Origin of the sequence: Methylobacterium sp. Leaf89 (assembly GCF_001422215.1) — a bacterium.
Lineage (GTDB): Bacteria > Pseudomonadota > Alphaproteobacteria > Rhizobiales > Beijerinckiaceae > Methylobacterium.
The window spans coordinates 104,942-129,535 of sequence record NZ_LMML01000030.1 but is presented as its reverse complement, the minus strand read 5'-3'; the positions used below and the strand labels follow the sequence as shown (position 1 = coordinate 129,535).

The 24,594-nt window shown below is 72.1% G+C and carries 26 protein-coding genes; 10 read left to right on the top strand and 16 right to left on the bottom strand.

The window, feature by feature from the left end:
* Window positions 1–36: 36 nt before the first annotated feature.
* Together ASF18_RS20735 and ASF18_RS20730 are read right to left on the bottom strand one after the other, a co-directional pair.
* Window positions 37–258 (bottom strand): hypothetical protein, encoded by a 222-nt coding sequence (locus ASF18_RS20735; protein ID WP_056354824.1) that lies wholly within the window; start codon window positions 256–258, stop codon window positions 37–39.
* 186 nt (window positions 259–444) lie between these two features.
* Complete coding sequence (locus ASF18_RS20730; protein ID WP_056354821.1) at window positions 445–1,242, bottom strand: hypothetical protein; 798 nt, start codon at window positions 1,240–1,242, stop codon at window positions 445–447.
* A gap of 264 nt (window positions 1,243–1,506) precedes the next feature.
* Between ASF18_RS20730 and ASF18_RS20725 the strand changes: the two genes are divergently transcribed.
* The 3 genes from ASF18_RS20725 (at window position 1,507) to ASF18_RS20715 (ending at window position 4,043) form a co-directional block, all read left to right on the top strand.
* A complete protein-coding gene (locus ASF18_RS20725; protein WP_056212249.1) occupies window positions 1,507–2,352 on the top strand; it encodes an alpha/beta hydrolase in 846 nt (281 codons plus the stop codon).
* Between the two features lie 25 nt (window positions 2,353–2,377).
* Window positions 2,378–2,752 carry a hypothetical protein gene (locus tag ASF18_RS20720; protein ID WP_056212251.1) on the top strand — a complete coding sequence of 125 codons (375 nt, stop codon included), beginning with the start codon at window positions 2,378–2,380 and terminating at the stop codon, window positions 2,750–2,752.
* 196 nt (window positions 2,753–2,948) lie between these two features.
* Window positions 2,949–4,043, top strand: a complete 1,095-nt coding sequence (locus ASF18_RS20715) for an acyltransferase family protein (protein ID WP_244472786.1) — start codon at window positions 2,949–2,951, stop codon at window positions 4,041–4,043.
* 4 nt (window positions 4,044–4,047) lie between these two features.
* On the opposite strand, the gene ASF18_RS20710 is transcribed toward ASF18_RS20715, so the two are convergent.
* On the bottom strand, window positions 4,048–4,905 hold the full coding sequence (locus ASF18_RS20710; RefSeq protein ID WP_056278051.1) for a gamma-glutamyl-gamma-aminobutyrate hydrolase family protein: 858 nt from the start codon (window positions 4,903–4,905) through the stop codon (window positions 4,048–4,050).
* Between the two features lie 145 nt (window positions 4,906–5,050).
* Here ASF18_RS20710 and ASF18_RS20705 point away from each other — a divergent pair, with 145 nt between their 5' ends.
* On the top strand, window positions 5,051–5,344 hold the full coding sequence (locus ASF18_RS20705; protein ID WP_056354815.1) for a hypothetical protein: 294 nt from the start codon (window positions 5,051–5,053) through the stop codon (window positions 5,342–5,344).
* A 10-nt stretch (window positions 5,345–5,354) separates the two neighbouring features.
* Here the strand turns inward: ASF18_RS20705 and ASF18_RS20700 are convergent, their stop codons facing one another.
* Complete coding sequence (locus tag ASF18_RS20700; protein WP_056212257.1) at window positions 5,355–5,564, bottom strand: hypothetical protein; 210 nt, start codon at window positions 5,562–5,564, stop codon at window positions 5,355–5,357.
* Between the two features lie 180 nt (window positions 5,565–5,744).
* Here ASF18_RS20700 and ASF18_RS20695 point away from each other — a divergent pair, with 180 nt between their 5' ends.
* The 3 genes from ASF18_RS20695 to ASF18_RS20685 all read left to right on the top strand — a co-directional run bounded on the left by ASF18_RS20695 (window position 5,745) and on the right by ASF18_RS20685 (window position 9,007).
* Complete coding sequence (locus ASF18_RS20695) at window positions 5,745–6,068, top strand: hypothetical protein (protein ID WP_056212260.1); 324 nt, start codon at window positions 5,745–5,747, stop codon at window positions 6,066–6,068.
* Window positions 6,069–6,128: 60 nt separating this feature from the next.
* Window positions 6,129–6,578, top strand: coding sequence for a GNAT family N-acetyltransferase (locus tag ASF18_RS20690; RefSeq protein ID WP_056354812.1), 450 nt, complete (start codon window positions 6,129–6,131; stop codon window positions 6,576–6,578).
* Window positions 6,579–6,805: 227 nt separating this feature from the next.
* A complete protein-coding gene (locus ASF18_RS20685; protein WP_056354810.1) occupies window positions 6,806–9,007 on the top strand; it encodes a PBP1A family penicillin-binding protein in 2,202 nt (733 codons plus the stop codon).
* 113 nt (window positions 9,008–9,120) lie between these two features.
* Here the strand turns inward: ASF18_RS20685 and ASF18_RS20680 are convergent, their stop codons facing one another.
* The 3 genes from ASF18_RS20680 to ASF18_RS20670 all read right to left on the bottom strand — a co-directional run bounded on the left by ASF18_RS20680 (window position 9,121) and on the right by ASF18_RS20670 (window position 12,954).
* Window positions 9,121–10,638 (bottom strand): FAD-dependent monooxygenase, encoded by a 1,518-nt coding sequence (locus ASF18_RS20680; RefSeq protein WP_056354807.1) that lies wholly within the window; start codon window positions 10,636–10,638, stop codon window positions 9,121–9,123.
* A gap of 115 nt (window positions 10,639–10,753) precedes the next feature.
* On the bottom strand, window positions 10,754–12,031 hold the full coding sequence (locus tag ASF18_RS20675) for a porin (RefSeq protein ID WP_082487838.1): 1,278 nt from the start codon (window positions 12,029–12,031) through the stop codon (window positions 10,754–10,756).
* Between the two features lie 83 nt (window positions 12,032–12,114).
* Window positions 12,115–12,954 (bottom strand): aldo/keto reductase, encoded by an 840-nt coding sequence (locus ASF18_RS20670; protein ID WP_056354804.1) that lies wholly within the window; start codon window positions 12,952–12,954, stop codon window positions 12,115–12,117.
* A gap of 273 nt (window positions 12,955–13,227) precedes the next feature.
* Between ASF18_RS20670 and ASF18_RS20665 the strand changes: the two genes are divergently transcribed.
* Both ASF18_RS20665 and ASF18_RS20660 read left to right on the top strand, forming a co-directional pair.
* On the top strand, window positions 13,228–14,295 hold the full coding sequence (locus tag ASF18_RS20665) for an adenylate/guanylate cyclase domain-containing protein (RefSeq protein WP_056212270.1): 1,068 nt from the start codon (window positions 13,228–13,230) through the stop codon (window positions 14,293–14,295).
* On the top strand, window positions 14,292–14,774 hold the full coding sequence (locus tag ASF18_RS20660; protein WP_056354801.1) for a YaiI/YqxD family protein: 483 nt from the start codon (window positions 14,292–14,294) through the stop codon (window positions 14,772–14,774). Before ASF18_RS20665 ends, ASF18_RS20660 begins: the two co-directional genes overlap by 4 nt.
* An 86-nt stretch (window positions 14,775–14,860) precedes the next feature.
* Here the strand turns inward: ASF18_RS20660 and ASF18_RS20655 are convergent, their stop codons facing one another.
* From ASF18_RS20655 to ASF18_RS20615, 9 genes are all read right to left on the bottom strand, one after another.
* On the bottom strand, window positions 14,861–15,136 hold the full coding sequence (locus ASF18_RS20655; protein WP_056212274.1) for a BrnA antitoxin family protein: 276 nt from the start codon (window positions 15,134–15,136) through the stop codon (window positions 14,861–14,863).
* 23 nt (window positions 15,137–15,159) lie between these two features.
* Window positions 15,160–15,384, bottom strand: coding sequence for a hypothetical protein (locus tag ASF18_RS20650; RefSeq protein ID WP_055956977.1), 225 nt, complete (start codon window positions 15,382–15,384; stop codon window positions 15,160–15,162).
* Between the two features lie 304 nt (window positions 15,385–15,688).
* A complete protein-coding gene (locus ASF18_RS20645; RefSeq protein WP_056354798.1) occupies window positions 15,689–16,618 on the bottom strand; it encodes a DMT family transporter in 930 nt (309 codons plus the stop codon).
* Between the two features lie 56 nt (window positions 16,619–16,674).
* A complete protein-coding gene (locus ASF18_RS20640) occupies window positions 16,675–17,943 on the bottom strand; it encodes an arsenic transporter (protein ID WP_056354795.1) in 1,269 nt (422 codons plus the stop codon).
* Between the two features lie 50 nt (window positions 17,944–17,993).
* A complete protein-coding gene (locus ASF18_RS20635; protein ID WP_056354792.1) occupies window positions 17,994–19,109 on the bottom strand; it encodes a metallophosphoesterase in 1,116 nt (371 codons plus the stop codon).
* A 5-nt stretch (window positions 19,110–19,114) separates the two neighbouring features.
* Window positions 19,115–20,440 carry an MFS transporter gene (locus ASF18_RS20630; protein ID WP_056212282.1) on the bottom strand — a complete coding sequence of 442 codons (1,326 nt, stop codon included), beginning with the start codon at window positions 20,438–20,440 and terminating at the stop codon, window positions 19,115–19,117.
* 158 nt (window positions 20,441–20,598) lie between these two features.
* Complete coding sequence (locus tag ASF18_RS20625; protein WP_056354789.1) at window positions 20,599–22,140, bottom strand: hypothetical protein; 1,542 nt, start codon at window positions 22,138–22,140, stop codon at window positions 20,599–20,601.
* Window positions 22,141–22,206: 66 nt separating this feature from the next.
* A complete protein-coding gene (locus tag ASF18_RS20620) occupies window positions 22,207–23,514 on the bottom strand; it encodes an FAD-binding oxidoreductase (protein WP_056354786.1) in 1,308 nt (435 codons plus the stop codon).
* A gap of 117 nt (window positions 23,515–23,631) precedes the next feature.
* Entirely contained in the window at window positions 23,632–24,111 is a 480-nt protein-coding gene (locus ASF18_RS20615) for a DUF2721 domain-containing protein (protein ID WP_056212365.1), read from the bottom strand.
* A gap of 208 nt (window positions 24,112–24,319) precedes the next feature.
* Here ASF18_RS20615 and ASF18_RS20610 point away from each other — a divergent pair, with 208 nt between their 5' ends.
* Window positions 24,320–24,520, top strand: a complete 201-nt coding sequence (locus ASF18_RS20610; RefSeq protein ID WP_056278476.1) for a hypothetical protein — start codon at window positions 24,320–24,322, stop codon at window positions 24,518–24,520.
* The last annotated feature ends 74 nt before the right edge of the window (window positions 24,521–24,594 follow it).

Genomic DNA, 24,594 nt, shown 5'->3' with positions numbered 1-24,594 from the left:
GAACGCCGCGGACAGGCCCGGGCCGCGCTCCTCCGCTCAGGCTGTCGGTTCGTGTGGTGCCTCGAGCCGCTGGATCAGGCGCCCCCCGTCCCAGAGCTCGACCGAACGGCCGTCCATGAAGGCCCGTGCCCGCTCCAGCGCCTCCGCCTCGGTGCAGCCCGCGAGGGACTTGGTGCGAAGGACGCGGCCGGCATTGTTCAGCAGCAGCACGCGGTAGGCCGACGGCGGCGTCCCCTGCCCCGGCGCATCGTCCCGCATGCCCCCCTCCCGCCTCGACGATCGCAACGAGCCGGTGCGTCGCCCCGAATTCAAGACGAACCGCGCACCGGCTCCGCATGCGTCGCAAGAGTACGGCTCGGCTCGTTAAAGTACACACCGCATCGGCAAATCATTCCACGATGGGTTCAAGTCTTCCGTTCGCGGTGGTCGCCCCGCACGAGCGGATCACCACAGTCGCACCAGCCGGAAACCTGCGATCACATCTGCGAGATCGATGCCGAGCAGGTCCGTCAACAGCAGGCTGGCGCGGAACAGCGGCCGGGTGAAGGCGGCGGAGACGAGGAAAAGACCCAGCAGCACCAGCCCCGAATGCCGGGCCATCCGGTCCGCGAAGGCCCAGGGCGGGGATGGCGGCGAAGCCGGCGGCCCGGAGAGCCAGGGTCGGACGATGCCGTAGCCGTCGAGCCCTGGGATCGGCATCAGCCCGAGCACCAGGGCTGTGCCCTGGAACAGCACCGAGACGGCGAGCACCGCACGCAGCGTCTCGGCCCCCGGACTGGCCAGGGCATAGAGCAGCGCGAGAACGACGAGGAAGAGGACGCTCATCGCCGGGCCGGCTGCGGCCACCGCCGATTGCCGTCCCCGGCTCAACCCGGCCTCGGGCGGACCGCCGACGCGGCCTGGCAATCCCGCGCCCCCTGGAAATCCCACGCCCCCCATGACGGTGAAGAGCGCCGGCAGCAGCATGGTCGCCACGGGGTTGGGGGCCCGCAGGGGATCGAGGCTGAGCGCGCCGGTCGGGGGCAGGCCCCAGGACAGCGCGGCCCGGGCATGGCCGTATTCGTGCAGGCACAGGCCCAGCACCCAGCCGGACATCAGGAACACGAAGGCGGCGCCCGAGCCCGCGAGCGCCCCGGCGCCGATGCCGAAGCCGACCCCGCAGAAGATCAGCCCGATGAGGAGCGCGTTCGGGCTCGGGCCGGGACCGCCCATGCCCTCCGCGCGGCCGGACGCGTCCCTCATGCCGCGCCGCGCCGGACCGGTGCGGGCGCGGCGGACCGGTGACGCGTCGTCAGGAGGCGGCTTTGGGGCCGGAGGCCGCTTCGGGGAGGGACGGGCGCGGGAGCATTCACGCGACGCAACATCGCTGGTGACACGCCAAAGTCCAGCCCTACCTCTCGGGGACGCCTCAGTGTCCCCTCCATCCCCAGGGTCCGGCGCGGTTCGGCGCCCCGCCACGACGGTCCGGGGTCGTCGCTCGGTCGCGGCCTCCCCTTCATCGAGCGCATGCGCCTTCTCGCTTCCCTCGTGGCCACCGCCATCCTCGGTCTCTCCGTCCTGGCCGTGACCCTGCTGACCGTCTTCCAGCGGCACCTGATCTATCCGGGCGCCTTCCGCAGCCGAGCGCCCGCACCCGCCCGGCCGGCGCCCCCGGGCACGGAGGCGATCAGCCTGCCCACGGCCGACGGCGAGCGGCTGTTCGGGTTCTGGCGCGCGCCGGAGCCGGGCTGTCCCGTGGTGCTCAGCTTCCACGGCAACGGCTCGCGGCCGGAGCCTGGAGCGGCGCGCTTTGCCGGCGCTCCCTGGCGCGGGGCGGGCTGGGGCGTCCTCGCCATCGCCTATCGCGGCTATCCCGGCTCGACCGGGAGTCCGAGCGAGGCGGGGCTGATCGCCGACGGACAGGCGGCCTACGCGATGGTCCAGGCGCGGGTCCCCGGAACCCCGGTGCTGCTGCACGGCCACTCCCTCGGGGCCGCGGTGGCGGTGGCCCTGGCCGAGGCCCGGCCGCATCTCGGCCTCTATCTCGAGGCGCCCTTCGACTCCCTCTCCGCCATCGTCGCCGGGCGCTTCCCCTTCCTGCCGACCAGCCTGCTCCTTCGGGACACCTTCCGGTCCGATGCGCGCATCGCCGCAGAGGGCGGTCCGATCGTCATCGTCCACGGCCGGGACGACCCGGTGGTGCCCCTCGCGCATGCCGAGCGGCTGGCGGCGCAGGCCGGTCCGCGCACGCGCCTGACGGTCATCGCCGGCGACCACGTCTCCATTCTCGGGACCCAGGACCGCGAGGCCGCGGCCGTGTTCCAACCGAACGACCCCGCCCAGCGCCGGCCTGTTCCGGCAGCAGTCCACTGACGCACGCATCCGACGGGAGACACCCTTGGGACGACGAGCCCGACTCTGGCGCGACGACGACCCGGCGACGCACGGTCCGCAGGCCAAGCCTCCGGTGATCTGCCCGCTCTGCGAGCGGCCGATCCCGCCCCATGCCAAATCGAGCCTGCACCACCTGACCCCGAAGCTGAAGGGCGGGGCGCGGGCCGGCACCGTGCGCCTGCACCAGATCTGCCATTCGGCGATCCACGCCCGCTTCAGCGAGGCCGAGATCGCCCGGCGCCTCGCCGACGTCGATGCCCTGCGGGCGGCGCCCGAGATGGCGGAGTTCCTGGCCTGGGTCCGCACCAAGCCGGACGACTTTCACGCCGCGACCCGCATGACCCGCGACCGCCGGGGCGCCAAGCGCGACCCGCATTGAGGGCGGCGAGGCGTGGACGCACGCGGGCAAGGCGTGGCCCAAACCGGAGCCGGTCACGGCCCGGCCTTTACCCTCCGTTCGGCATGATCCGCGGGCGGTCCTCGCCGTATCGCCATCCTTAAGACCTGGCGCCGAAGGATCGCGGTCCTGTGGGCGGGGGCGGATCATGGCGGCGGTCGCGGTGGGACAAGGAACGGTGGACGGAACGGGGCAGCGCGCAGCGGGATCCCCGCGGGATGCCGCCCGGCTCGCCTGGGTGGATGTCGCCAAGGGCCTGTGCATCATCCTCGTGGTCATGATGCATGCGACGCTCGGCACCGGAATCGCGATGGAGGGCGAGGGCTTCCTGCACACCGTGGTGGCCTTCGCGCGCCCGTTCCGCATCCCGGACTTCTTCCTGCTGTCGGGCCTGTTCCTCGGCCGGGTCATCGACCGCGACTGGCGCCTGTTCCTCGACCGGCGCCTCGTGCACTTCGTCTACTTCTACGTCCTCTGGGTGCTGATCCAGTCGGCCTTCAAGTACGGCCCGATCACCGACGGAGCCGGGCCGGGCGCCTTCGTCGCCCACCTCGCCCTGGCGGTGGTCGAACCCTACTCGACCTTGTGGTTCATCTACCTGCTGGCGGTGTTCTCGGTGCTGACCAAGGCGCTGCGGCCGGTGCCGACGGCCTGGCTCCTCGGCGGGGCGGCACTGCTGCAGGTCCTGCCGATCCATACCGGTTTCGAACTGATCGACGAGTTCTGCGACCGCTACGTCTGGTTCCTGGTCGGCTACCTCTTCGCCGCGCGCATCTTCACCTTCGCCGATCTCGTGCAACGCCACGCCCGCGCCGCGATGCTCGGACTGGCACTCTGGGCCGTGGTCAACGCCGCGATGGTCTTCGTCCCCACGGGCTTCCCAGCCGTGCCGGTCCTGGCGAACCTCCCGGGCCTCGCCCTCGTCCTGAGCGGCGCCGGCGCCCTCGCGATCGTCGCCATCGGGGCCCTGATGTCCCGGGCCGGCGGGCCGGTGACGGCGGCGCTGCGGGCCTGCGGCCAGCGCTCGATCGTGATCTACCTCGCGTTCTTCCTGCCGATGGCCCTCACCCGCACGCTGATCGTGCGGTCGGGGGCGATCACCGACATCGGCTGGGCGAGCCTCGTCGTCACGGTGGTGGCGATCCTGGTTCCGCTGGGCTTCGAGCGGATGATCCGTCACACGCGCCTGTCGTTCCTGTTCGTGCGACCGCGGGCCTTCCACATCGTCGGCGCCCGCCCGCGGCCGGGCGCTCCCGCCCTGCGCGCGGTCTGAGCCCTCAGGCCGCGGCCTCGACCCGCGGCCGGACGAGACGGTCGAGGAAGTTCCCGATCTCCGCCCGCCGGCGGGCCGGCTCCAGCAGGTCGGGGCCGAGCCGGTGGCGGGCGATCCGGTCCCGGTGTCCCTCCGGGTCAGCATGGATGCGGCAGAGGTCCGCCGCATAGGCCTCCACCGCCGCGCGGTCGGGCAGCGCGCCCGCCTCCACCACGTCCTCGGCGCTGAGGCGCAGCATCGCGGCCAGGGCGTCGAGATCGAGTTCGGGGTGGTACTGCGTGCCCCAGAACACGCCGGCCCCGTGCCGGATCTCGATCGCCTGGACCGACAGGACCGCGTTGCCCGCCAGCACCGTGGCGTGGGCCGGCGGCGTGATGACGGCGTCGAGATGCATGGCGGGGGCATCGAAGCGCTCGCCCCGCCCGGCGAGGAGCGGGTGCGCCCGCCCGGCCTCGGTGCGCACGAGATCGCGCGAGAATCCGTATTCCGGACCCTTCGGGTTGCGGGCCGCATGGCCGCCGGCCACCACCGCGGCGACCTGGACGCCCCAGCACGAGCCGAAGACCGGAAGCCCGGCGCCGAGGGCTTCGCGCACGAGGTCGATCTGGCGCCGCACGGCGTCGGACGCGTCGCAGACGTGGAGCGTCGATCCCGTGAGGAAGAGGGCGTCGAAGCCGGCGAGCCGCGTCCCGGGGGACAAAGCCGCATCAGCGTCGGCCGGGGTGATCAGGGTGCAGTCGACCCCGGGCGAGATCTGGCGCAGGACCTCCGCATAGGCTTCCGCCGAGGTGACGCCGGTGGCTGAGACGTGATCGGCCCGTCCGGACCGGTCGTTCCCATCGGCCACGAGGAGGTGCAGCATGGATGCGGTCCCATCCGGCCCCGGGGGCCGGCCAAAGGGACGGGGAACGATCCCTGCCTGCCCTCGTTCCCGTCAGGCGGGACGCCGGATCGCCGCATGGCGGTCGGCGGCGATTCGCACCGAGAGCCCACGATCGGAGGCTTCGATGGCCACGCGACGTCCCGCGACCGCCCAACTCGGTCGCGCCCGCCCTCGGTGGGCCTCCCTGGGTCTCGCCCTCGCCGGTCTGGTGCCCGGCCTCGCTCCGGCGCCCGCCGCGGCGCAGTACATGGCCCTGACCGCCCCCGCGCCGAAACCGGCCGCGCCCGAGCCGCCGAAGCCGGTTCCGCCTCCGACCCGCGCGGCGGAGCAGGCCTTCGACGGACACCTGCCGAACCAGCGCACGGGACACGGGCGCGAGCGCGTGGTGCGCGACATCTGCATCGGCTGCGACCGCTGACCCCGATCGATCAGGTGTCCGCGCGGGCGCCTCGCGTGATCGCCTCCACCATGCCCTGCGACAGCCGCACGAACTGGCCGGTGCCATGCCCGCGCGCATCGAGGAGTTCGGCGAAGACCGGCTTGGCCGGCTCGTAGGCCAGGGCGTCGCGGGACCGCGGCCTTCGGCGCTTCTCCCGGAGGCGGTCGGCAAGGGCGGCAGGAACGAACGGATCGCGCAAGTCCGGCAGGCTCCTCGTCATGGCCCGCGCGGGTGGGAACCCGCCGGGCGAGGCCCGGGCTTAGGTCCAGGGTGGTTGCGGGAAGCTTAAGGCCGGGCCGCCCGTCACGCTCAGAACCCGCGATCACGGAACCGTATTCCCGCGGCCGTGGTTGGGTCTGCCGAACAGGGAGAAAACTTGATGTCTGACAGCGTGTTGGCGACCGTGACCGTTCCGTCTCTCAGGGCCGCTCGCGTGGCACGGGATCGTCTGTCGCGCGCCGGCTTCGCCCGCAACAGCATCGAGATCGACCGCGTGGACGACGACGCCTTCGAAGTGTCGATCGCGACCCGGCCGGAGAACCATGCCCGGGCCGAGCGCATCCTCAGCGGCTCGCCCCTGGGCAACGACCTGCGGGCCGCAGGACAGGCCGCGGCGAGCCGCTTCCAGGACAATCGCGGTCTCGCCCTCGGTCTCGCGGCCCTGGCGGGCTTCGCCCTGTTCGGCCTGATGCGCCGGGACTAGAACCACCCGCAAGACCCTCGCTCCGCCCGCTCCGGCCGGGGGAGCCGACCGGAGCGATGCGTGGCGAGCCGTTACGGGCTGGAGATCCGGGCGGCGAACGGCAGCGACGCGGCGGGCCTCGCCGAACTCCTGCGCGGCTCCGGCCACCCCGCCGCGAGCGAGACTTTGGCCGAGCGGATCGAGGCCCTGCGGCACGGCTCGGGCGCGGCCCTCGTCGCGGTCGACTGGGGTCCGCCGAGCGGCCTCGTCGTCCTGCACTGGTATCCCTCCCTCACGGCCAGCCTGCCCACGGCGCAGATCACCACCCTGCTGGTCGATCCCGAGGCCCGACGGCGCGGTATCGGCCGCCTTCTCCTCAAGGCGGCCTCGCAGGCGGCGCGCTCGGCCGGATGCGGCGAGATCCAGTTGCTGGCCCGCCCCGACCAGGCGCATCTGCAGGCCTTCGGCGCCGCCACCGGATTCAGCGATCACGGCTCCGTCTCGGTCCGGCCCCTGCGCAAGAAGGGGTGAGCAGGCCCGCCGGGTTGCGGGGGTCGAGCGGGCGCCCGCGCGGCCGCTCCCGCCGCCCCGGTCGCCCCCTGAACATCCGGTGCACGAACCGCGCGGGCCGTCGAATTTCCCCTGGTTTTTCAAGGCTTTGAAAAATCAGCCGGTTAACACCCCTTAAACCCGCCGCAATTACCGTGCGCAAGCAGGGTCGCTCGAATCGCGAACGAACCTTGGGGCAGACGGGACGCATGGCGAAGGGACGTGGAGGCGCGGGCAGGGGGGAGCCGAACTTCGACGTGCCCGAGGGCCGTGTCGGGGACCCGGCCGATCTCGATCTGCGGCTCTCGCGCGCCGATCGCGCGGGAGGCGGCGTGGCACGAGGCGAGTCAGGTTCACGGGGCGGCCGCGGCGCGAAGAGCCGTGCCCCCGCCCCATCACGGGCGCTGCGCAAGGCGCCGCGCCGGGCCCGCCGCTCGATCCTCGGCCGGCTCGTCTACGGCGTCCTCGTCCTCGGCCTCTGGGGCGTGATCGGCATCGCGGGGCTCGTGGCCTACCACGCGTCGCAGCTGCCGCCGATCGACCAGCTCGCGGTCCCCAAGCGCCCGCCCAACATCGCCATCCTGGCGAGCGACGGTTCGCTCCTGGCCAATCGCGGCGAGACCGGCGGCCGGGTGGTCGGCATCAAGGAACTGCCGCCCTACCTGCCGCGTGCCTTCGTGGCCATCGAGGACCGGCGCTTCTACAGCCATTTCGGCGTCGATCCCGTCGGTATCGCCCGCGCGGTCGCCCAGAACGTGACCCGCCGCGGCGTGTCGCAGGGCGGCTCGACCCTGACGCAGCAGCTCGCCAAGAACCTGTTCCTCACCCCGGAACGCTCCGCATCGCGAAAGATCCAGGAGGCGATCCTCGCCCTCTGGCTGGAGCACAAGTACAGCAAGGACGAGATCCTCGAGCTCTACCTCAACCGCGTCTATTTCGGCGCCGGCGCCTACGGCGTGGAGGCCGCGGCCCAGCGCTATTTCGGCAAGCCCGCCAAGGCCGTGACGCTGCCGGAGGCGGCCATGCTCGGCGGCCTCGTGCAGGCGCCGTCGCGCCTGGCGCCGAACCGCAACCTGCCCGCCGCCCAGGCCCGTGCCGCCCAGGTGCTCGCCGCCATGGAGGAGCTGGGCTTCGCCAAGCCCTCCGACGTCAAGCTGGCGCTCGCGACCCCGGCCCGGCCCGCCGGCGTACGCGGCGGCGGCTCGGCCAACTACGTCGCCGACCTCGTCATGGATGTCCTCGACGACTTCGTGCCGAAGTTCGAGAGCGACATCGTCATCGCCACCACCGTCGAGACCGGCCTTCAGGCCGCCGGCGAGAAGGCGCTGGTGGACGAGCTGAACCAGAAGGGCGGCCGCTACAACGTCGCCCAGGGCGCCCTCGTTTCGATGAAGCCGGACGGGGCGATCCGCGCCCTGGTGGGTGGGCGCGACTATGCCCAGAGCCAGTTCAACCGCGCCACCACGGCCAAGCGCCAGCCCGGCTCGTCGTTCAAGCCCTTCGTCTACCTCGCGGCGGTCGAGCACGGCCTGACCCCCGATTCCGTGCGGGAGGACGCCCCGATCAGCATCAGGGGCTGGAGCCCGGAGAACTATTCCCGCGATTACCGTGGCGCGGTGACCCTACGCGACGCCCTCGCGCTCTCCCTCAACACCGTGGCGGTCCGCCTCGGCCAGGAGGTCGGGCCCAAGACCGTGGTGCAGACGGCCCAGCGCCTCGGCATCTCCTCCCCGCTGCAGGCCAACGGTTCGATCGCGCTCGGCACCTCGGAGGTGACGCCCCTGGAGATGGTGGGCGCCTACGCCGCCTTCGCCAATGGCGGCACGGGGGTGATCCCCTACGTCATCGCCAGCGTGAAGAGTGCCGACGGCAAGGTGCTCTACCGGCGCAAGGACGGCGGCCTCGGCCGCGTCATCGACGCCAACGCGGTCTCGATGATGAACGCCATGATGCACGAAACCTTCGTGAGCGGCACCGCCAGGAAGGCGGAGGTTCCGGGCTGGGATCTCGCCGGCAAGACCGGCACCAGCCAGGACTTCCGCGATGCCTGGTTCATCGGCTACTCGGCCACCCTGGTGACCGGCGTCTGGCTCGGCAACGACGACGGCGAGCCGACGAAGAAGGTCTCGGGCGGCAACCTGCCGGGCGAGATCTGGAAGGCCTACATGACCGTGGCGCTGAAGGGCCAGAGCCCGGTGATGCTCCCCGGCGCCAATCGCTGGCGCAACCGCGGCCCGTCGTCCGAGCCCGCCGTCACCAACAGCACCCCGGGCGGCCTGATCGGCGCCCTCCTGGGCGAGCCGCAGGCCGCCGCCCCGCCGCGCCCGGCCGCCCGCCACGCGGATGCGAGCCGCGGCCCGAGCCAGGACGACCGCAACTTCCTCGAGAAGCTGTTCGGGGTCGGCGAGTAGCGCCGGCTCCGGATCCCCTCCAATCGTTGCTGCGGGGTGACGGGTCCGCGCTTCGCCCAGGCGCAGCGCGAGCCGGCGGATACGGTCCTGGCTCCGGTCCAGCCGGACCAATGTCAGTCGTCCGCTCCCCAGGTCAGCCCGTGCTGCGCCTGGAAGGCGGCCAGCGTCGAGACGGAGGCTTGCCCATCGGCGAGGGCCACGTAGCCGTCGGGCCGCACGAGGTAGAGGGCGTCCCGGGCAAGGCCGACGCGCTCGGCCTCGGGGCTCCAGGCGCAGACGTGCAGGCGCAGACCCTGCTGACCGCACCAGCGCGTCAGGTCCGGCGCCGCCGCCCCGTGGATGCGCACCTGCCAGTCCGAGCCGTCCGCCTCCGCGCCCGGCACCCAGGGCAGCCTGTCACCGCCATGGACCCGGCCCGCCCGCAGGGCGCTGAGGGCGCTGTGCCTGTAGGCCAGGGCGATCTGCGAGATCGTTCGGAACAGGAAGCGCCGGAGGGCCGGGGAACCGGCGACGAGCCGTGCCAGCAGGGGCGCGAGGGTGGTCCGCCCGAGCTGCGCCAGCGGGGTCTCCGACGTCGCCAGGGTAAACACCCGGTCCGTCGTCGCGACGAGCCGGCGGGCAAAGCCGATCCGCTCGGTCTCGTAGGTGTCGAGCAAAGCGTCGTCGGCCCGCCCCCGGAGACAGGCGGCGAGCTTCCAGCCGAGATTCATCGCGTCGCCGATGCCGGTGTTCATGCCCTGCCCGCCGGCCGGGCTGTGAATGTGTCCCGCATCCCCGAGCAGGAAGGCGCGCCCGTCGCGAAAGCGGTCGGCGACCCGGTGATGCACCCGGTAGGTCGAGAACCAATTCACGGTCCGCGGCGCGATCCGCAGCCGCTCCAGCGCCGTGACGGCGATCTCGTCGAAGGTCAGGCGCTCGCCGCGACCGGCCTGATCGTCGCGCATCGTTCCGACGAGGCGCGCCCGCCCGCGCTCCGCCAGGGGGAACACGGCGAGGAAATCGGCGGCCCCGTCGAGGTTGAGATGGATCTCGCCGTCGATGGCCGGGCCGTCCGCGGCAAGATCGGCGACGTAGAAGAAGCGATCGTAGGTGCCGCCCGGGAACCCGATGCCCAGGGTCTCGCGCACCGTCGAGCGGGCGCCGTCGCACCCGGCCAGATAGGCGGTCGCCACCTGGGCCGGCGCTCCCTCGGCCGTGCGCAGGGTGGCGACGACGCGCGCCCTGTCCTGCGTGAACCCGATGAGTTCGGTGCCTCGCTCAACCCGGATCCCGGCCGCGGCGAGACGATCGATCAGGAGCCGCTCGTGCGCGTCCTGCGGGTAGATCAGCAGGAAAGGATAGGGCGTCGGGTTCCGCGGGTCGGCCGCGAAGGCCACGCGGGCGCGCCGGGTGCCGGCGGTCCAGACGTTGACGGCCGGCACCCGGTGCCCCGCGGCGGCGACCGCCTCTGCGAGGCCGAGGAGGCGGTAGAGTTCGAGGGTGCGCGCCTGGATTCCGAGCGCCCGGGAGGCGGTGCCGGGCCCCGCTGTCCGGTCGATGATCCGGACGCGGATGCCGAGCCGTGTCAGCCACAGGGCGAGGACCAGGCCCGTGGGCCCGGCGCCGACGATCAGGACTTCCGTGCGTTCCATGGATCGTCATGCCGACCCGGATCGCCGGGCGCGGCCCGGCCTGCCGGCGCATCGTAGCATCGCCCCGGGGGCCGGCCGCAAGCCTGCCCAACGGGCTTAGGCCATCCCGAATCGCCTACCAGTAGAGCTGAAACCGCCCGATGAAGCTGTCCGCATCGATGGTGCGGCCGCCCTGCACCGCCGACGGGCTGGTATGCGAGAGGACGTAGTCGGCGACCACGCGGATGTTGCGGTCGGGGTACCAGTTCAGTCCGACCGTGACGTCGCGCTCGATGCCGCCGCGAATGCCGGCATCGTCGAGGTCGATGGCGCTGAAGCGGGTGCCGAGTTCGAAGACGCCGATCCCGCCCCGCGAGACACGGTCGGCCTCCGCCACCTGCACGCCGGAGAAGATCGCGTAGGTGGCACCGTAATCGGGGGCGAGCTTGTAGGCGCGGCCCTTGCCGTTGAGAATGAGGCTGGCCTGGACGTAGCCGCCCTGGAAGCCGACCGTGCGGGCGCCCCCGAAGCGCTCCACCTCCGTGCGGATGTACTCGGCCTGGACCAGGAACGGGCCGTCGCGATAGGCCGCCTCGAGGCCGATGCGGCGGACGCCCGACGCGTCGCGGATGGCGCCGGTGTCGACGAAGTCGCGCTGGTACAGGAACGCCTCGGACCGGCTCGACAGCGACAGCCCCTGCCCGTCGCGGGGCAGATCGCGAAAGCTTCCGGCGAGGCCGAGATGCAGCACCCGGTCGTCCACGTGGATCGGCGCGTAGGTGGCGCGCCCCGTGGCGGCGACGCCCTCGCTGCCGACCCCGGTATTGGCGTTGCCGCCGAAGACGCTGGCGACCACCGTCCAGTCCTCTCCGTGGCGGCCGAGCGCGAAACCGAAATTGCGGGCCGGCGCGAAGGCGTCGGCGAGCGAGCGCTCGGTGAACAGGGTGTTGTTGTCGCCGGTCAGCTGGTCGAGGCTGAAGGGCTCCTTCATGTTGCCTACCGTCAGGAGGGTGTTCGCGAAGCCCGTATAGGCGGCGGCCGCGTCGTTGATCGGCCGCATCGGGTCGGCAAAATCGTACTGGAGGGCGAGCTCCAGGCTCTTGCCGAGGGTGAGATAGCTCTCGATCCAGGCCCGGCGCACCGCGAAATTCTCCGGGAAGGGCTCGGGAAAGCCGGGCTGCCGGATGGCCGCCGCCCCGTAATCGAGCTGCAGCTTGCCGCCGATGCGCAGCTTGGCGACATCGGGGAAGCGCAGGGTGATGCCCTTCTCGTCGATCGTCAGGGTCTCGCCGTTGGGCTGGTCGGGATTGCGCGTGTCGGGCCGGCTCTTGTCGGTCTTGGCGTCCTCGGACAGCGCAGGGGTGCCGGCGAGGCAGCACAGGCCGAGGACGACCGGATCCAGCCATCGCACCATCGCACGCATTCCTCACAGGGGCCCGGCGCGGACCGTCCGCGCCGGATCGTCCCCGGCCATTGGCCACAACTTCGCCCCGGCCGCTACAGCATCGGCAGACTGCGCTGGCGCGGACCGCGCGGGAAGGCCGCCTCGAGGGCGGCGCGATCCTCCGGCGTCAGGCCGATCGACCCCGCCGCCGCGTTCGCCCGGGCCCGCTCGGGCCGCGCCGTCTTCGGAATGGTGAAGGTGCCCTCCTCCCGTGTCAGGAACGCGACGGCGATGGCCCGCGCCGTGGTGCCGTATGCCTCCGCTAGGCGGGCGAGCACCAGGCCTCCGGCGCTTCCGGCCTCGGGGAAGTCGCCGCTCCCGAAGGGTGAATAGCCGACCAGGGCGACGCCGTTGCGTCGGCACCAGGGCAGCACCGCGTGCTCGATGGCGCGCTCCTTCAGATGGTAGAGCACCTGATTGCAGGCGATCTGGCCCGGCCCCGCGATCGCCAGGGCCTCGTCGAGATCGGCGACGTCGAAGTTGCTCACCCCCCAGGACCGGATCTTGCCCGCCTGCTTGAGGGCGGAGAAGCCCGCGATGGTGTCCTCCAGCGGGTAGCGGCCCGGCCAGTGCAGCAGGTAGGCGTCGAGATGGTCGGTACCGAGGCGCTTCAGCGAGCGCTCGCAGGCGGCGACCACCCCCGCCCGGCTGGCGTTGCCGGGCACCACCTTCGACACCAGGAACACCTCCGCGCGCCGTCCCGCGATGGCCTCGCCCACCAGGGGCTCGGCCTCGCCGTACATCTCGGCGGTGTCGATATGCGTCAGGCCGGCGTCGAGGCCCGCCCGCAGGGTCGCGACCGCGGCGGCGCGGTCCGCCTGGTCGAGGTGCCACGTGCCCTGTCCGATGACGGGCACCGCCGGCCCTGCCGTCCCGAAGGTTCTACTCCGCATCCGCCTCGCGCTCCCAGAATGGTGATCTCCTCTGGCAACGCATGGCGGCCACACCGGTCCCCGATCCGCGGGCCTGCGTCACCTTGGCCTTACTCGCGCCATCATGGGGCGATGATCAGGACGGGGTTCGAAGCTCGGCGCGCCAAGGGGCGCCGCCGCCTCCGGACCCATCCCCGAAGGGGTCCATCCGTTGCGCAGCGCTGCACCCTCCCCCATCCTGGCCGGATCGCCGCGGCCGGCCCCCGCCGGGGCACCGCACGAGGGACGCCGCTGATGCTGCCGCAGCACCGCTGGTTCTGGCTCCTCATCCTCTTCGCCTGCGGCGGCGCGGGCCTCCTCTACAACGTGCTGTTCGCCGGCGGCGCGACGCCCCTCGCCGGCCTGACCTACGGCCTGGCCGTGGGCGGCACGACGCTCGCCTTCGACCGGGGCATGATCCTGGGCGGCCTACAGGCGCGGATGCGCCGGATGCCGGCGAAGCTCTACGTGCCGGCGGCCGAGCTCGCCTACGTGCTGATGATCGCCGCCGGGATCGCGCTGGGCGGGTTGCTGGTCTGGGCTCTCGGACTCACCGACGACGACCTCAGCCACGCGGTGCGGATCACCCCGCGGGTGCTGGCCTACTGCCTCGCGGTCTCGGCGATGCTCGTCTTCGTCATCCGCATGCGCGATCTCATCGGCGGCGAGGTGTTCGTGAACTTCCTCGTGGGGCGCTACCACCAGCCCGTGCGGGAGGAACGGATCTTCCTGTTCCTCGACGTCGTCGGATCGACCGCCTTCGCCGAAACCCACGGCGACCTGAAGGCCCAGGCCTATCTCGGCGCGGTCTTCGCAGCCCTCGCCGAGCCCGTCCGGCGCAACGCCGGCTCCATCGACGACTATATCGGCGACATGGCGATGATCACCTGGCCGATGGCCCGCGGCCTGAAGGATGCGCGCTGCGTCGCCTGCGTGTTCGACGTGATGGACCGCCTGGACGCGGAATCCGAGGCCTGGATGGCGCGGTTCGGCACCGTGCCGCGCCTGCGCGCGGCCCTGCACGGCGGCTCGATCGTCACGGCGGAAGTCGGAGTCGACCGGCACAAGATCGCGTATTTCGGCGATGCGGTGAACGTCACCGCGCGCATTGAATCCCTGTGCCGGCCCCTCGGCACCGAGATCCTCGTCTCGGACGACCTGCTGGCCCGGATCGCGCGCCTGCCCGCGGGCATCCGCGCCCGAGCCCTCGGCGCCCATGCCCTGCGGGGGCGCGGCCAGCCCCTCAGCGTCTCGACCCTGGAGCGCGTCGGGACGGAGACGGTGGAGTCCGGCGTACCGCCGCACGCGGTCGCCGCGCAGTGAGCGGGGTCGAGCCGACCCGGTCCATCGTCGTCTACATCGACGCGGATGCCTGCCCGGTGAAGGACGAGACCTACCGGGTCGCCGGCCGATACGGGCTGCACGTCTATGTCGTCGCCAACAGTTTCCTGACGCTGCCGCGGGAGCCGTGGATCGAACGGGTGGTGGTCAGCGACGGGTTCGACGCCGCCGATGACTGGATCGCCGAGCGAGCCCGGCCCGGTGCCATCGTCGTCACCGCCGATGTGCCCCTGGCCAGCCGCTGCGTGAAGGCGGGCGCCGACGTGCTCGCCCCCACCGGCAAGCCCTTCAGCGAGAGCGGCATCGGCATGGCGCTGGCCACGCGCAACCTGATGCAGGACCTGCGCGAGGCCGGCGCGATCACCGGCGGGCCGAAGCCGTTCTCGGCCCGCGACCGCTCGGCCTTCCTCGGCGCCCTCGACCGCACCGTGATGCGGCTGAAGCGGGGCGGCTTCGGCTAGGCTTCCGAATCCGAATCGTCGACCGGTGCGGCAGAGCCGATGCCTCCACGACCAGGCTCACGGCGGCGTTGCGCCGTGCGCCCGGCCTACAGCCCGGCGGCGGCCTTGAGCGCCGCGTTGATGCGATCCTGCCAGCCCGGACCGTCCTTCTGGAAATGCTCGAGCACGGCGCGGTCGAGGCGCAGGCTGACCATCTCGCGGGCGCCGGGCACGACCGAGGCCGGGGCGGCCGGCGTGGCCGAGATCGTCTTGGCCGTCCCGATGGGCTTGGCGGTCTCGACGGGTTTGGTGGTGGCGGCCTTGAAAGCCGCCTCGGCGGCCTGTCGCGGGTCGCTCGGTCGACGGGAGCGGTCGAATGCCATGGCTTCTCCTCCGCCGGGCCGTCTCAGGACCGCTTGCGCTTGGGCGCGGGCGGCGGGGCGGCGGCCTTCGCCTCGGCGTCGGCGGCCTCCTTGGCCAAGCGCAGGGCCCGCAGCTTCACCGTCCGCTCGTCCACGGCCTTCACCGAGGCGAGATGCTCGGCCATGGCCTGGGCGCCTTCCTTGGCCATCCGCTCGGCCCGCTCGGCGCGCTCCTCGGATCGGGTCCGGGCGTCGGTCTCGTCGCTCATCGCATTCCTGTCCTTGAACCCTCCCGCACGCGCTCGGCGCGGCGTCGCAGATGCCCGTCGGCGCGGCCGCGTGGGCGGTCCGGGCGCCGGATTTCGGTGACCGATCAGGTCGTGACGCGCGCCGGACTCGGCCGGGAGACGGCAATCGGGCGGCACGAGAGGCTGTCCACACACCCTTGACGCGGATCGGCTCCGGGCGGGATCGTCGGAGGTTTAGCACGCCGGGCGCCGAAAAGGCCAACGTTTCCCGGCGGCTGCAACCGCTTGTCCTCAAGCTTCGCGTTTTCGAATACGCAAGGGCCGCTCAAAACACCGAGATCAGCACGATGCCGGCGACCATCAGGGCCGCACCGCCGAGCCGGGCGGGCCCGGCCTTGACCTGCTTCATGCCGACCCAGCCGAAATGGTCGAGGGCCACCGAGGTCAGGAGGTTGGCGGTGATGAGGAGGCCGTTGAAGGCACCCGCCCCCACTTTGTCGACGAAGAGCAGGCCGCCGAACACCGCCACCGCCCCGGTGATGCCGGCGAGCGGCATCCACCAGCGCACGCCGGACACGTCCTGCCGGGTGGGCAGCGGGGTCGGGCGCACGAGGAACACCAGCACGAACACGAACACGACGGGCAGGAAGGAGACGGAGGCGGCGAGCCAAGGGTTCACCAGGGCGCCGCGCAGCTGCGAATTCCAGACGACGCCGACGGCCTGCAGGATGCCCGCCACCACGATGAAGGGATAGAGCAGCTTCGGGTTGAGCCCATGCCCGCCGTCCTTGTCCCCGCCCGTGTCGGCGGTGGTGCGGGCGATGAAGAACACGCCGACCGCCATCAGCAGACCGCCGAGCCAGGGCATCAGCTTGAAGCCGCCGCCCTGGAGCCCGAATAGGCCGAAGGAATCCATGGCGAGAGAGGCCAGGATGTTGGCCGTCAGGGTCAAGCCGTTGAAGGGCCCGGCCCCGACCTTGTCGATGAAGGCGAGCCCGCCGAACACCGCCACCGCGCCGGCCACACCGCCGAGGGGCGCGTACCAGGGCATCTTGCCGAGGGTCTCCAGGGTTGGGAGCGGTGTCGGCATGACGAGGAACAGCGTGGCGAACACGAACACGATGGGCAGGAACGAGACCGAGGCGGCGAGCCAGGGGTTCACAAGCCGGCCGCGCAGCTGCGCGTTCATCGAATTGCCCAGCGCCTGCAGGACGCCCGCGACGAGGATGAAGGGATAGAGCAGTGCGGCGTTCACGGGGGACCTTGGGCTAGGGACTTTGGACCGGAGACTTCGGGCTGAGACGCGATGGATCAGACGAGGAGGAGGCCGGCGAGCGCCAGCAGCAGCGCGGGCGGCATGACGAGCAGGCCGAGCTTGAGGAAGCGCCAGAAGCCGACGTCCTGGCCCTCGCGGCGGATCGCGGTCAGCCACAGGATGGTGGCCAGCGACCCCGTCACCGAGAGGTTCGGACCGATGTCGACCCCGATCAGCACCGCGCCCGCGACCGTGTCGGGCACGTGGGCGGTCTGCACCGCGGCACCCGCGATGAGGCCGGCGGGGAGGTTGTTGACGAGGTTGCAGAGCACCGCGATCAGGGTGCCGGCGCCCCAGGCGGTCTCGACGGGCGAGGCGGCGGCCGCCTGCTTCAGCGCATCGGCGATCATCCGCAGGACGCCGGTCTTCTCTAGGGCCTCGACCAGCACGAACAGGCCGGCGACCAGGGGCAGCACGCTCCAGGACACGTCCTTGGCGACCTCGACGAGGCCGCCGCGCTTCATCAGGAGGACGGCCGCCGTGGTGAGGCCACCGGCCACGAAGGTCGGAAGGCCGAGATCGAGCCCCAGGGCGGAGGCGCCGATGAGGACGCCGCCGGTGGCCACGATGCCGAGGCCGGCGACGAGCCCGGTCCGCGACAGGCGCACCGTTTCGACATCGGTGGCGACCTGCTGGTCGCGCAGAACGGAATTCTGCGTCAGGCGAAGGGTGGCGTAGGTGGCGACGATGGCCAGCACCGAGGGCAGCGCGAACATCGCCAGCCACTGCGTCAGCGGCGGCATGTGCTCGGCGAAGACCACGAGGTTGGCCGGGTTCGAGATCGGCAGCACGAAGCTCGCCGCATTGGCGATGAAGGCGCAGATTAGAAGGTAGGGCAGCGGGTTCTCGACCTTGGCGGCCTTGGTGGCGGCGTAGACGGCCGGGGTCAGCACCACCGCGCAGGCATCGTTGGAGAGGAAGACCGTCACCACGGTGCCGACGACGTAGATCAGGGTGAACAGGCGGGTGGCCGAGCCCTTGGCCGCCCGCACCGCGATGCCGGCGAGCCAGTCGAACAGGCCCTCCTTCCGCGCCACCTCCGACATCAGCATCATGCCGACGAGGAAGAGGTAGACGTCCGTGCCCTTGAGAATGCCCTCCCAGGCGGTCCCGGCCGGCATCAGGCCGAACACCACGAGGGCGGCGGCGCCCAGGACGGCCCAGATCGCCTCCGGCCAGGAGAAGGGACGGGTGATCACCCCCAGGGTGGCCACGGCGGCGATCGCCCATGTGACGAGGTTCGGGGTCAGCGTCAGCGCACCCATCGGGTTCGGAATCCTTGGTCGGAAAGAAAGTCGGGCAGGGCGGATGCGCCCTACCAGTGGCGCCCGTTGCGGTTCGGGCCGAGCTGGGTGCCGAGGATGCCCCGGTCCGGCCAGGCGCCGACGGTATCCGCGTCGCTGCCGAGGCCCTTGGAGCGGACGAGGGCGCCGACGTCGCCGGCCGGCTCGATCTGGTCCTGGCCGACGCCGCCCTCGGAATCCTGGGCGCGGACGGTGAGGCGTCCCGCGCCGGGAGGCCAGTCGACCGTGGCGCGGAAGCGGCGCTCGCCCTCGGCGCGCCGCATCGGGCGCCAGGGACCGCCGTCGATGCTGAATTCGCAGACCGCCGTCCGGCCGGCACCGAGCACCAGGGCGCGGATCTCGGTGGTGCCCGAGACGATGTAGTCCTCGGCATGGGCGAGGCGGCGGTCGGCCGGCGCGGTGATCACCACGAAGGGCCAGCCCTGCGCCAGTTCCTTGAAGCGCCAGCTCACCACGCCCCGGTCGATCGCCGCGATGGTGTAACCGACCGGCCCCTCCTCGATCTGGCCCGTCGAGCGGGTCGCCGCGTAGATGGTCCGGCCGTCATTGGCGAGTTCGTTGTAGTGGGTGTGCCCCATCTCGACGAGGCGGATGCGCGAGCCGTGCACGAGTTCTGCGACCGTCGCAGCCTCGCCCTCCCCCGTCAGGTCGGCGGGGTAGCTGTGCATGAAGAGGGCGCAGTCGTGCCCTTCCGCCTCGGCGGCGTCCGCCTCCCGCCGGAGCCAGGCGACCTGCCCGTCGCCGAGGCGAAAATCCGGTCCGCCGGAGCCCGGCCCGCACATGTCGAGGAACAGGCAGCGGGTGCCCGACACGGTCACCGCATAGGGCAGCCGCGGCACGCCGAGGCCGGCATAGAACGCCGCGAGGCTCCCGCCCTCCATGTCGTGGTCGCCGGTGATGACGTGGAAAGGCCGGCGCAGGCGGTCGAGTTCGGCGCGCACCAGGGCGTACTGCGCGGGCGTGCCGTTGTCGGCGTTGTCGCCGGGCAGATAGACGAAGTCGACCCCGTCCACGGCGTTGATCTGGTCCACGATGGCGTGGAGGTCGCGGGCGTTGTCGGCGTCCGCATCGGTGAGGTGAAGGTCGCCGATATGGGCGAAGGCGAGGATGTCGTCGGTGGCGGCCATGGGGGTCAGGCCGCCGGCGCGGGGACGGGCGTCAGGCCGCCACCGTCGGCACCGGAGCGGCCGGGCTCGTAGCCGCGCGTCTCCGGCATCGCGAAGAGGTAGAGGGCGAAGCCCAGGCCCGCGATGGCGGCCAGGGACAGGAACGCGGTCGAGTAGCCCGCCGACACGATGATCAGGCCGGCGAGGGTCGCGCTCAGCGCCGCGCCCAGGCTCTGGGCCGTGGCGACGGCCCCCTGGGAGACGTTGAACCGGCCCGTGCCCCGGGTCAGGTCGGCGACGATGACAGGGAAGAGGGCGCCGTAGATGCCCGCGCCGACGCCGTCGAGGAGCTGGACGCCCACGAGATAGAACGGGTTGTCCGACAGGGTGTAGAGCACGCCCCGGATCGCCAGGACGCCGAAGGCCGCGAGGAAGATCGGCTTGCGCCCGATCGCATCGGCCTTGGCGCCGACGAACACCGCCACCGGCACCATCACCAGCTGCGCGGCCACGATGCAGATCGCGATCAGCGAGGTGGCGTTGTCCTTGCCGGAGAGCTTCGTGAGCAGCTGCCCCACCGAGGTGAGCATCGCTGCGTTCGAGAGGTGGAACAGCGCGGCCAGCACCGCGAAGAGCAGCAGGTACTTGTTCTTCAGGAGCGCGGTGAGGCCCGACGGTTCCTCCTCGCCCTCGGTCCGGGCCTGCGTCTCGGTCTGGTCGAGACCGCGGGCGAGATCGTCGTCGATGGAATCGGAGGGCACCATCAGCATGGCGCCGATGCTGCACACGGCGAGCAGCGCCATCAGCCAGAACACCACGATCGGTCCGAAGAAGTAGGCGGTACCGCCGGCGATTGCCGCCGAAGCGGCGTTGCCCGCATGATTGAAGCCCTCGTTGCGGCCAATGCGCTTGGCGAACAGCTTCGGGCCGACGACGCCGAGGGTGATGGCGGCCAGCGCCGGCGGGAAGATCGCCCCGGCGATGCCGGCCACCGATTGCGTGGCGGCCACCACGTAGAAATTCGTGATGAAGGGCAGGACGAGGCAGCTCAGCGTGACCGCGACGGCCGCCGCGATGACGATGGCGCGCTTGTGATTGGTCCGGTCGATCAGCGCCCCGGCTGGCGTCTGGGCGATGAGGCCGGCGATGCCCGCGATGGTCATGACGAGGCCGGTGGTGGCCTCGTTCCAGCCCTGGTCCGGCCCCCGCACGGCGATCAGGTAGATCGCCAGGTAGGGACCAAGCCCATCGCGGACGTCGGCAAGGAAGAAGTTGAGCGCATCGAGCCCCCGCAGGACACGGGCCGACGGGTTTCGCATCGGAGCGGTGCGGGAGGAGAGCGGCTCGGCCATAAGGGGCCCTTCCGGACGTTCGAGCAGGACGATGTGAGATCGGGCTCGCAGGGGACTGAATTCCTTGCCCCCACCAGCGGTGGCACAAGCGTGCGCGCCGATGATTGTTCCTGGGGCGGGATTAAAATGTCCGTGATGACGTAAGTGGCTGCGAAACGTCAGGTTTCGGAGGCGCCGCCCGCCCCGCCGCGGAAGCGCCGGCGGACGCGTCCGGCCCCGTCGATGAATTCGAAATGCGGCGTCCGGTTGAGGGTGTGCAGGCCCGTGCCCGGGAAGCGCGGCCCCGCGCGCAGAATCATCTCCACGCTCTGGGCGTAGCCCGCCGCGTCGAGGCGCTGGATCCGCGCGAGGCCGAGCGCCCCGCCATAGCCGTCGCGGCAATCTTGCACCGGCCGGAACAGGGCACCGTCCCGGGCGACGATGCGGCCGCCGGACCGGGCGGCGGCGATGTCGATCAGCACCGGATTTCCGGGATGCGCGGTCCACGGCCCGCGGAAATCCGGCGCGGACCAGAGGTGCAGGCTGTCGGAATACGATCCCCAGGCGGCGAAGGGGCCGTCATGCTCGCCGTCGTCGCGCACCGTCGCGAACAGCCACCAGCGGCCGTCGTGCCGGAGAAGAGTCGGATCGCTGGCATTCAGGCCGGAGATCAGGGTCGCCTCCTTGACCCAGCCGCCGGGGAAGGCGGTGGCGCGGTAGAGATCGAGGGTTCCGGTGGCGCCGCTCTCGGGCACCATCCAGTAGGCATCGCCCTCCGCGAAGACGAACGGATAGGAGAGGTGGTGGGCGGCCTCCAGCACCGGCACCGGTGTCCCGAGGGGGCCGTCGGCGCCGAAGCGCACGGCCGAGATCACGCCCTTCTGCAGGACGTGGCTGTAATCCTCCACGAACAGCACCGTGCCGGCGGCATCGGCGATCGGGAACGGATCGGCGTAGAAGCGGCGCCCGTCGTCCGGAAGCGCGTGCCAGCCGGTCTCCGGATGGGCCTGGAGGTCGATGAGGTCGGGACCGGCGAGCCGGCGCCAGCCGACCCGCCAATGGGGCGCCCAGGTGCAGAGGGCGTAGAGCCGGCGGGCGGCCATCCGGGCACAGGTGCGGGTGGCCCGGGCCGTGAGGGCGGCCGCCGTGAAGCCCGTCGGCGCCGGGCCCGGGATCGGGACACCCTCGGGCGCGAGCCGCGGCCCCGCTCCGCCGAGGGCGGCCAGGATCAGGCTCGCGGTCCGAACGAGAGCATCCTCGAAGGCGGTGAGCATGATGCCCCGCGCCTCGGTTCCGACCCGGCCGGAGGCGACGATCCGACCGTCCTCGGTCAGGCTGACCACGGGCGGGCGCCCGGCCAGCAGCGAGGCGAGCAGGGCCGCCTCGCCGCAGGCCCCGTCGAAGGCGAGGCGCCAGACCGGCACGCCCGGCGGACCCGCCGCGTCGCCGCAGAGGTCGAGGACGAGGTCGGGCATTCCGTCGGCCGGGGCGGCACCGGCCAGGAGGTCCGCGCGTTCGACCCGCAGGGCCGGCCCGGTGCGCGGCAGCCGGCGCAGCATCGCCTCGAGCCGGAACAGGAGCGCGGCGTTGGGCGGCAGCGCGCCTGGTCCCGGCGACAGGTCGAGGGACACCGAGAGCCCGGGGCGGCGCAGGAGGCGTTCGATCAGCCGGAGGTGCCAACGGCGGCACATGCCCCCGTCGAGGCGAACGCTCAGGCGCATGGAGACGGATGTCCTCGGACGAGGGAGTGGTGCGGCCCCCCGGCATGGCGCCTCCGGCGGGAGGCGTCAATCCGCGCGTTCGCGCGCCCGAACCGGGTTCCACCGCGGCCAGCCGAGGAGGCGCTGTGGCGCGAAGGGCGCCACCGGAACGGCGGGCGCGGCGCCGGTGGCGAGATCGGCCACCAGGCGCCCCGTGATCGGCCCCGTGGACAGGCCGATATGGCCGTGGCCGAACGCGAAGATCAGGCCGCGATGCCGGGGTGCCGGGCCGATCACCGGCAGGCCGTCCGGGGTCGAGGGGCGCGCGCCCATCCAGGGGCGGTTGTCGAGGCTCGCGCCCAGGCGCAGCGTTCCGCCCGCCTCCTGCGCGGCGGCCTCGATCTGGACGTAGTCGGGGGGAGCCTCGCGGGCATTGAGTTCGACGCCGGAGAGGACGCGCACGCGCCCCTCACCCATCGGGGCGATGATCGAGCCGGCGCCGGTGTCGAGCACCGGGCGGGTCAGCGGCGGGCTGTCGGGATGCAGGGCGTAGTGGGCGTGGTAGCCGCGCTCCGCCGCGAAGGCGAAGCGGTAGCCGAGGCCGCGGGCGATCTCGCCGGAGGCGGCGCCCGCGGCCAGGACGACCTGGCGGGCCCGCACAGTGCCGCCGTCGTGGCGGATGCACCAGCCCTCCCCCTCGGGCTCGAGGTGCGTCGTAACCATCCTCAGTGTTCGTCCGCCGAGCCCGAGATAGAGGTGTTGATAGGCTTCCAGCAGCCCGCCCGGATCGCTCACGGCGCCGGTCTCCGGCAGGAGCATGCCGTGGGCATAGGCCCGGATCAGGGCCGGCTCCGCGGCGCGGATGTCGTTCGGGTCGAGGATCTCGAAGGAGACGCCGTGCCGGCCCAGGATCGCCCGCTCCAGGGCCGCGCCGGCGAAGGCGGCGTGCGTCCGGTAGAGCTTGATCCAGCCGCAGCGGCGCAACAGGTGGCCGGCGCCCGCCCGCTCGGCCAGGGCGAGATGCGCGGGCAGCGCCGCGCTGGTCAGGGGCAGCAGGGACGCGGCGGCCCGCTCCCAGGCGGAGGTTCGGGCGGAGGCCAGGAAATGCGCCGTCCAGGGCAGCACGCGGGCGACGTGGGTATGGCGCAGGCGCAGGCCCCGGTCGGCGTTGCGCAGGTAGGTCGGCAGCTTGGCCCAGAGGGCCGGGCTCGACATCGGAAAGATCGAGCCCCGGCTGATCACGCCGGCATTGCCGTAGGAGGTCCGGGCACGCGCCTCCCCGGGATCGCAGAGCAGGACGTCGAGGCCCCGGTCCCGCAGCGCGATCGCCGAGGCGAGCCCGACCATGCCGCCGCCGATGACGACCACATCCGCCTTCATTGTCTCGACGCTCATCGGACCTCGTCCCATCCCTGCCGGCGGACTGGCGCGTATCAGGGTGCGGCCCGTTGATCGAGACCGCCCGCACGCACGCCAGCCCCTCGTCCCCCGCGAGGCCGGCCCGCGCGCGGCTCAGGATGCGCCGCGTTCCCCCGCATGCTCCTGCTGGCGGTCGACCTCGTCCCGGATGCCGCGCCCGGCCATCAGGATCTCGACGAGGAAGGCGCAGACCGCGACCACGGTGCAGACCAGCGCCACGCCGAAGCAGGCGAACAGGATCGAGGCGGTCGCGGCATCGCGCAGGGCCCCGACGAACAGGGTGAGCACGGCGATACCGGTCATGACCGCGCCGGTGGAGGCCAGGACCACGGCGCCGTCCAGCACGAAGGAGCGCCGCCGCAGATACGACAATTGCCGGGAGAGGCGGACGGCCTCGTGCGGATCGGCGGTCCGCAGACCGGCAGCCGCCGCGTCGACCTTGTCGGCGACGCGGCCGAGGCGCGTCGAGAAGACGTTGAGCAGGGTCGCGAGCGCCGTCAGCAGGAACGCGGGCGCGAGGGCGATCTGGATGACGTGGGCGATGTCGTCGGGTGCGACGGGCGTGGGGGACATGAGGGCCTGATAGGCCAAAGCGCGACCGACCGGAATACGCTCCGGTGCCCCCGAGGCGACGGGGGCAGCGTGTCCCAAGGCTCCGATCCCCGATCCTGCGACGCGACCGGGGAACCGCCCCCCGACAAGACGGTTGACGCTTACATTGGATCTGTTCTAATTCGTAAGTAGCAGCGGCGGCACGCCGCGCAGGATGGAGATCACCGACATGGCGAACGCGAAGTGCGAGAGCTGCAAGTTCTTCGACGAGCACAAGGTCAACGGCGCCGCCGCGGCGGCCGACGAGGGGCTGTGCCGGTTCAATCCGCCGGTGAGCCAGCCGGGTCCGTCGGATCACGGCCTGTGGCCGGTGGTCGGCTCGGCCGACTGGTGCGGCCACTTCGCGCCCGAAATGACCGCCGCGGAGTAAGCGGCGGCGTCGATCCCGCTTCGACCATCCCGAAGGCCAGCCGCGAGGCTGGCCTTTCCCGTTCCGGGGTCCTG

Excerpts from the sequence above, each read along its gene's own strand:
- ASF18_RS20725 (WP_056212249.1), top strand. The coding sequence starts at position 1,507 with ATGCGCCTTCTCGCTTCCCTCGTGGCCACCGCCATCCTCGGTCTCTCC.
- ASF18_RS20635 (WP_056354792.1), bottom strand. The coding sequence starts at position 19,109 with ATGGCCGCCACCGACGACATCCTCGCCTTCGCCCATATCGGCGACCTT.
- ASF18_RS20630 (WP_056212282.1), bottom strand. The coding sequence starts at position 20,440 with ATGGCCGAGCCGCTCTCCTCCCGCACCGCTCCGATGCGAAACCCGTCG.
- ASF18_RS20670 (WP_056354804.1), bottom strand. The coding sequence starts at position 12,954 with ATGCGGAGTAGAACCTTCGGGACGGCAGGGCCGGCGGTGCCCGTCATC.
- ASF18_RS20695 (WP_056212260.1), top strand. The coding sequence starts at position 5,745 with ATGTCTGACAGCGTGTTGGCGACCGTGACCGTTCCGTCTCTCAGGGCC.
- ASF18_RS20655 (WP_056212274.1), bottom strand. The coding sequence starts at position 15,136 with ATGGCATTCGACCGCTCCCGTCGACCGAGCGACCCGCGACAGGCCGCC.
- ASF18_RS20615 (WP_056212365.1), bottom strand. The coding sequence starts at position 24,111 with ATGTCCCCCACGCCCGTCGCACCCGACGACATCGCCCACGTCATCCAG.
- ASF18_RS20680 (WP_056354807.1), bottom strand. The coding sequence starts at position 10,638 with ATGGAACGCACGGAAGTCCTGATCGTCGGCGCCGGGCCCACGGGCCTG.
- ASF18_RS20620 (WP_056354786.1), bottom strand. The coding sequence starts at position 23,514 with ATGAGCGTCGAGACAATGAAGGCGGATGTGGTCGTCATCGGCGGCGGC.
- ASF18_RS20675 (WP_082487838.1), bottom strand. The coding sequence starts at position 12,031 with ATGGTGCGATGGCTGGATCCGGTCGTCCTCGGCCTGTGCTGCCTCGCC.
- ASF18_RS20640 (WP_056354795.1), bottom strand. The coding sequence starts at position 17,943 with ATGGGTGCGCTGACGCTGACCCCGAACCTCGTCACATGGGCGATCGCC.
- ASF18_RS20685 (WP_056354810.1), top strand. The coding sequence starts at position 6,806 with ATGGCGAAGGGACGTGGAGGCGCGGGCAGGGGGGAGCCGAACTTCGAC.
- ASF18_RS20730 (WP_056354821.1), bottom strand. The coding sequence starts at position 1,242 with ATGAGGGACGCGTCCGGCCGCGCGGAGGGCATGGGCGGTCCCGGCCCG.
- ASF18_RS20705 (WP_056354815.1), top strand. The coding sequence starts at position 5,051 with ATGGCCACGCGACGTCCCGCGACCGCCCAACTCGGTCGCGCCCGCCCT.
- ASF18_RS20610 (WP_056278476.1), top strand. The coding sequence starts at position 24,320 with ATGGCGAACGCGAAGTGCGAGAGCTGCAAGTTCTTCGACGAGCACAAG.
- ASF18_RS20665 (WP_056212270.1), top strand. The coding sequence starts at position 13,228 with ATGCTGCCGCAGCACCGCTGGTTCTGGCTCCTCATCCTCTTCGCCTGC.
- ASF18_RS20710 (WP_056278051.1), bottom strand. The coding sequence starts at position 4,905 with ATGCTGCACCTCCTCGTGGCCGATGGGAACGACCGGTCCGGACGGGCC.
- ASF18_RS20650 (WP_055956977.1), bottom strand. The coding sequence starts at position 15,384 with ATGAGCGACGAGACCGACGCCCGGACCCGATCCGAGGAGCGCGCCGAG.
- ASF18_RS20735 (WP_056354824.1), bottom strand. The coding sequence starts at position 258 with ATGCGGGACGATGCGCCGGGGCAGGGGACGCCGCCGTCGGCCTACCGC.
- ASF18_RS20625 (WP_056354789.1), bottom strand. The coding sequence starts at position 22,140 with ATGCGCCTGAGCGTTCGCCTCGACGGGGGCATGTGCCGCCGTTGGCAC.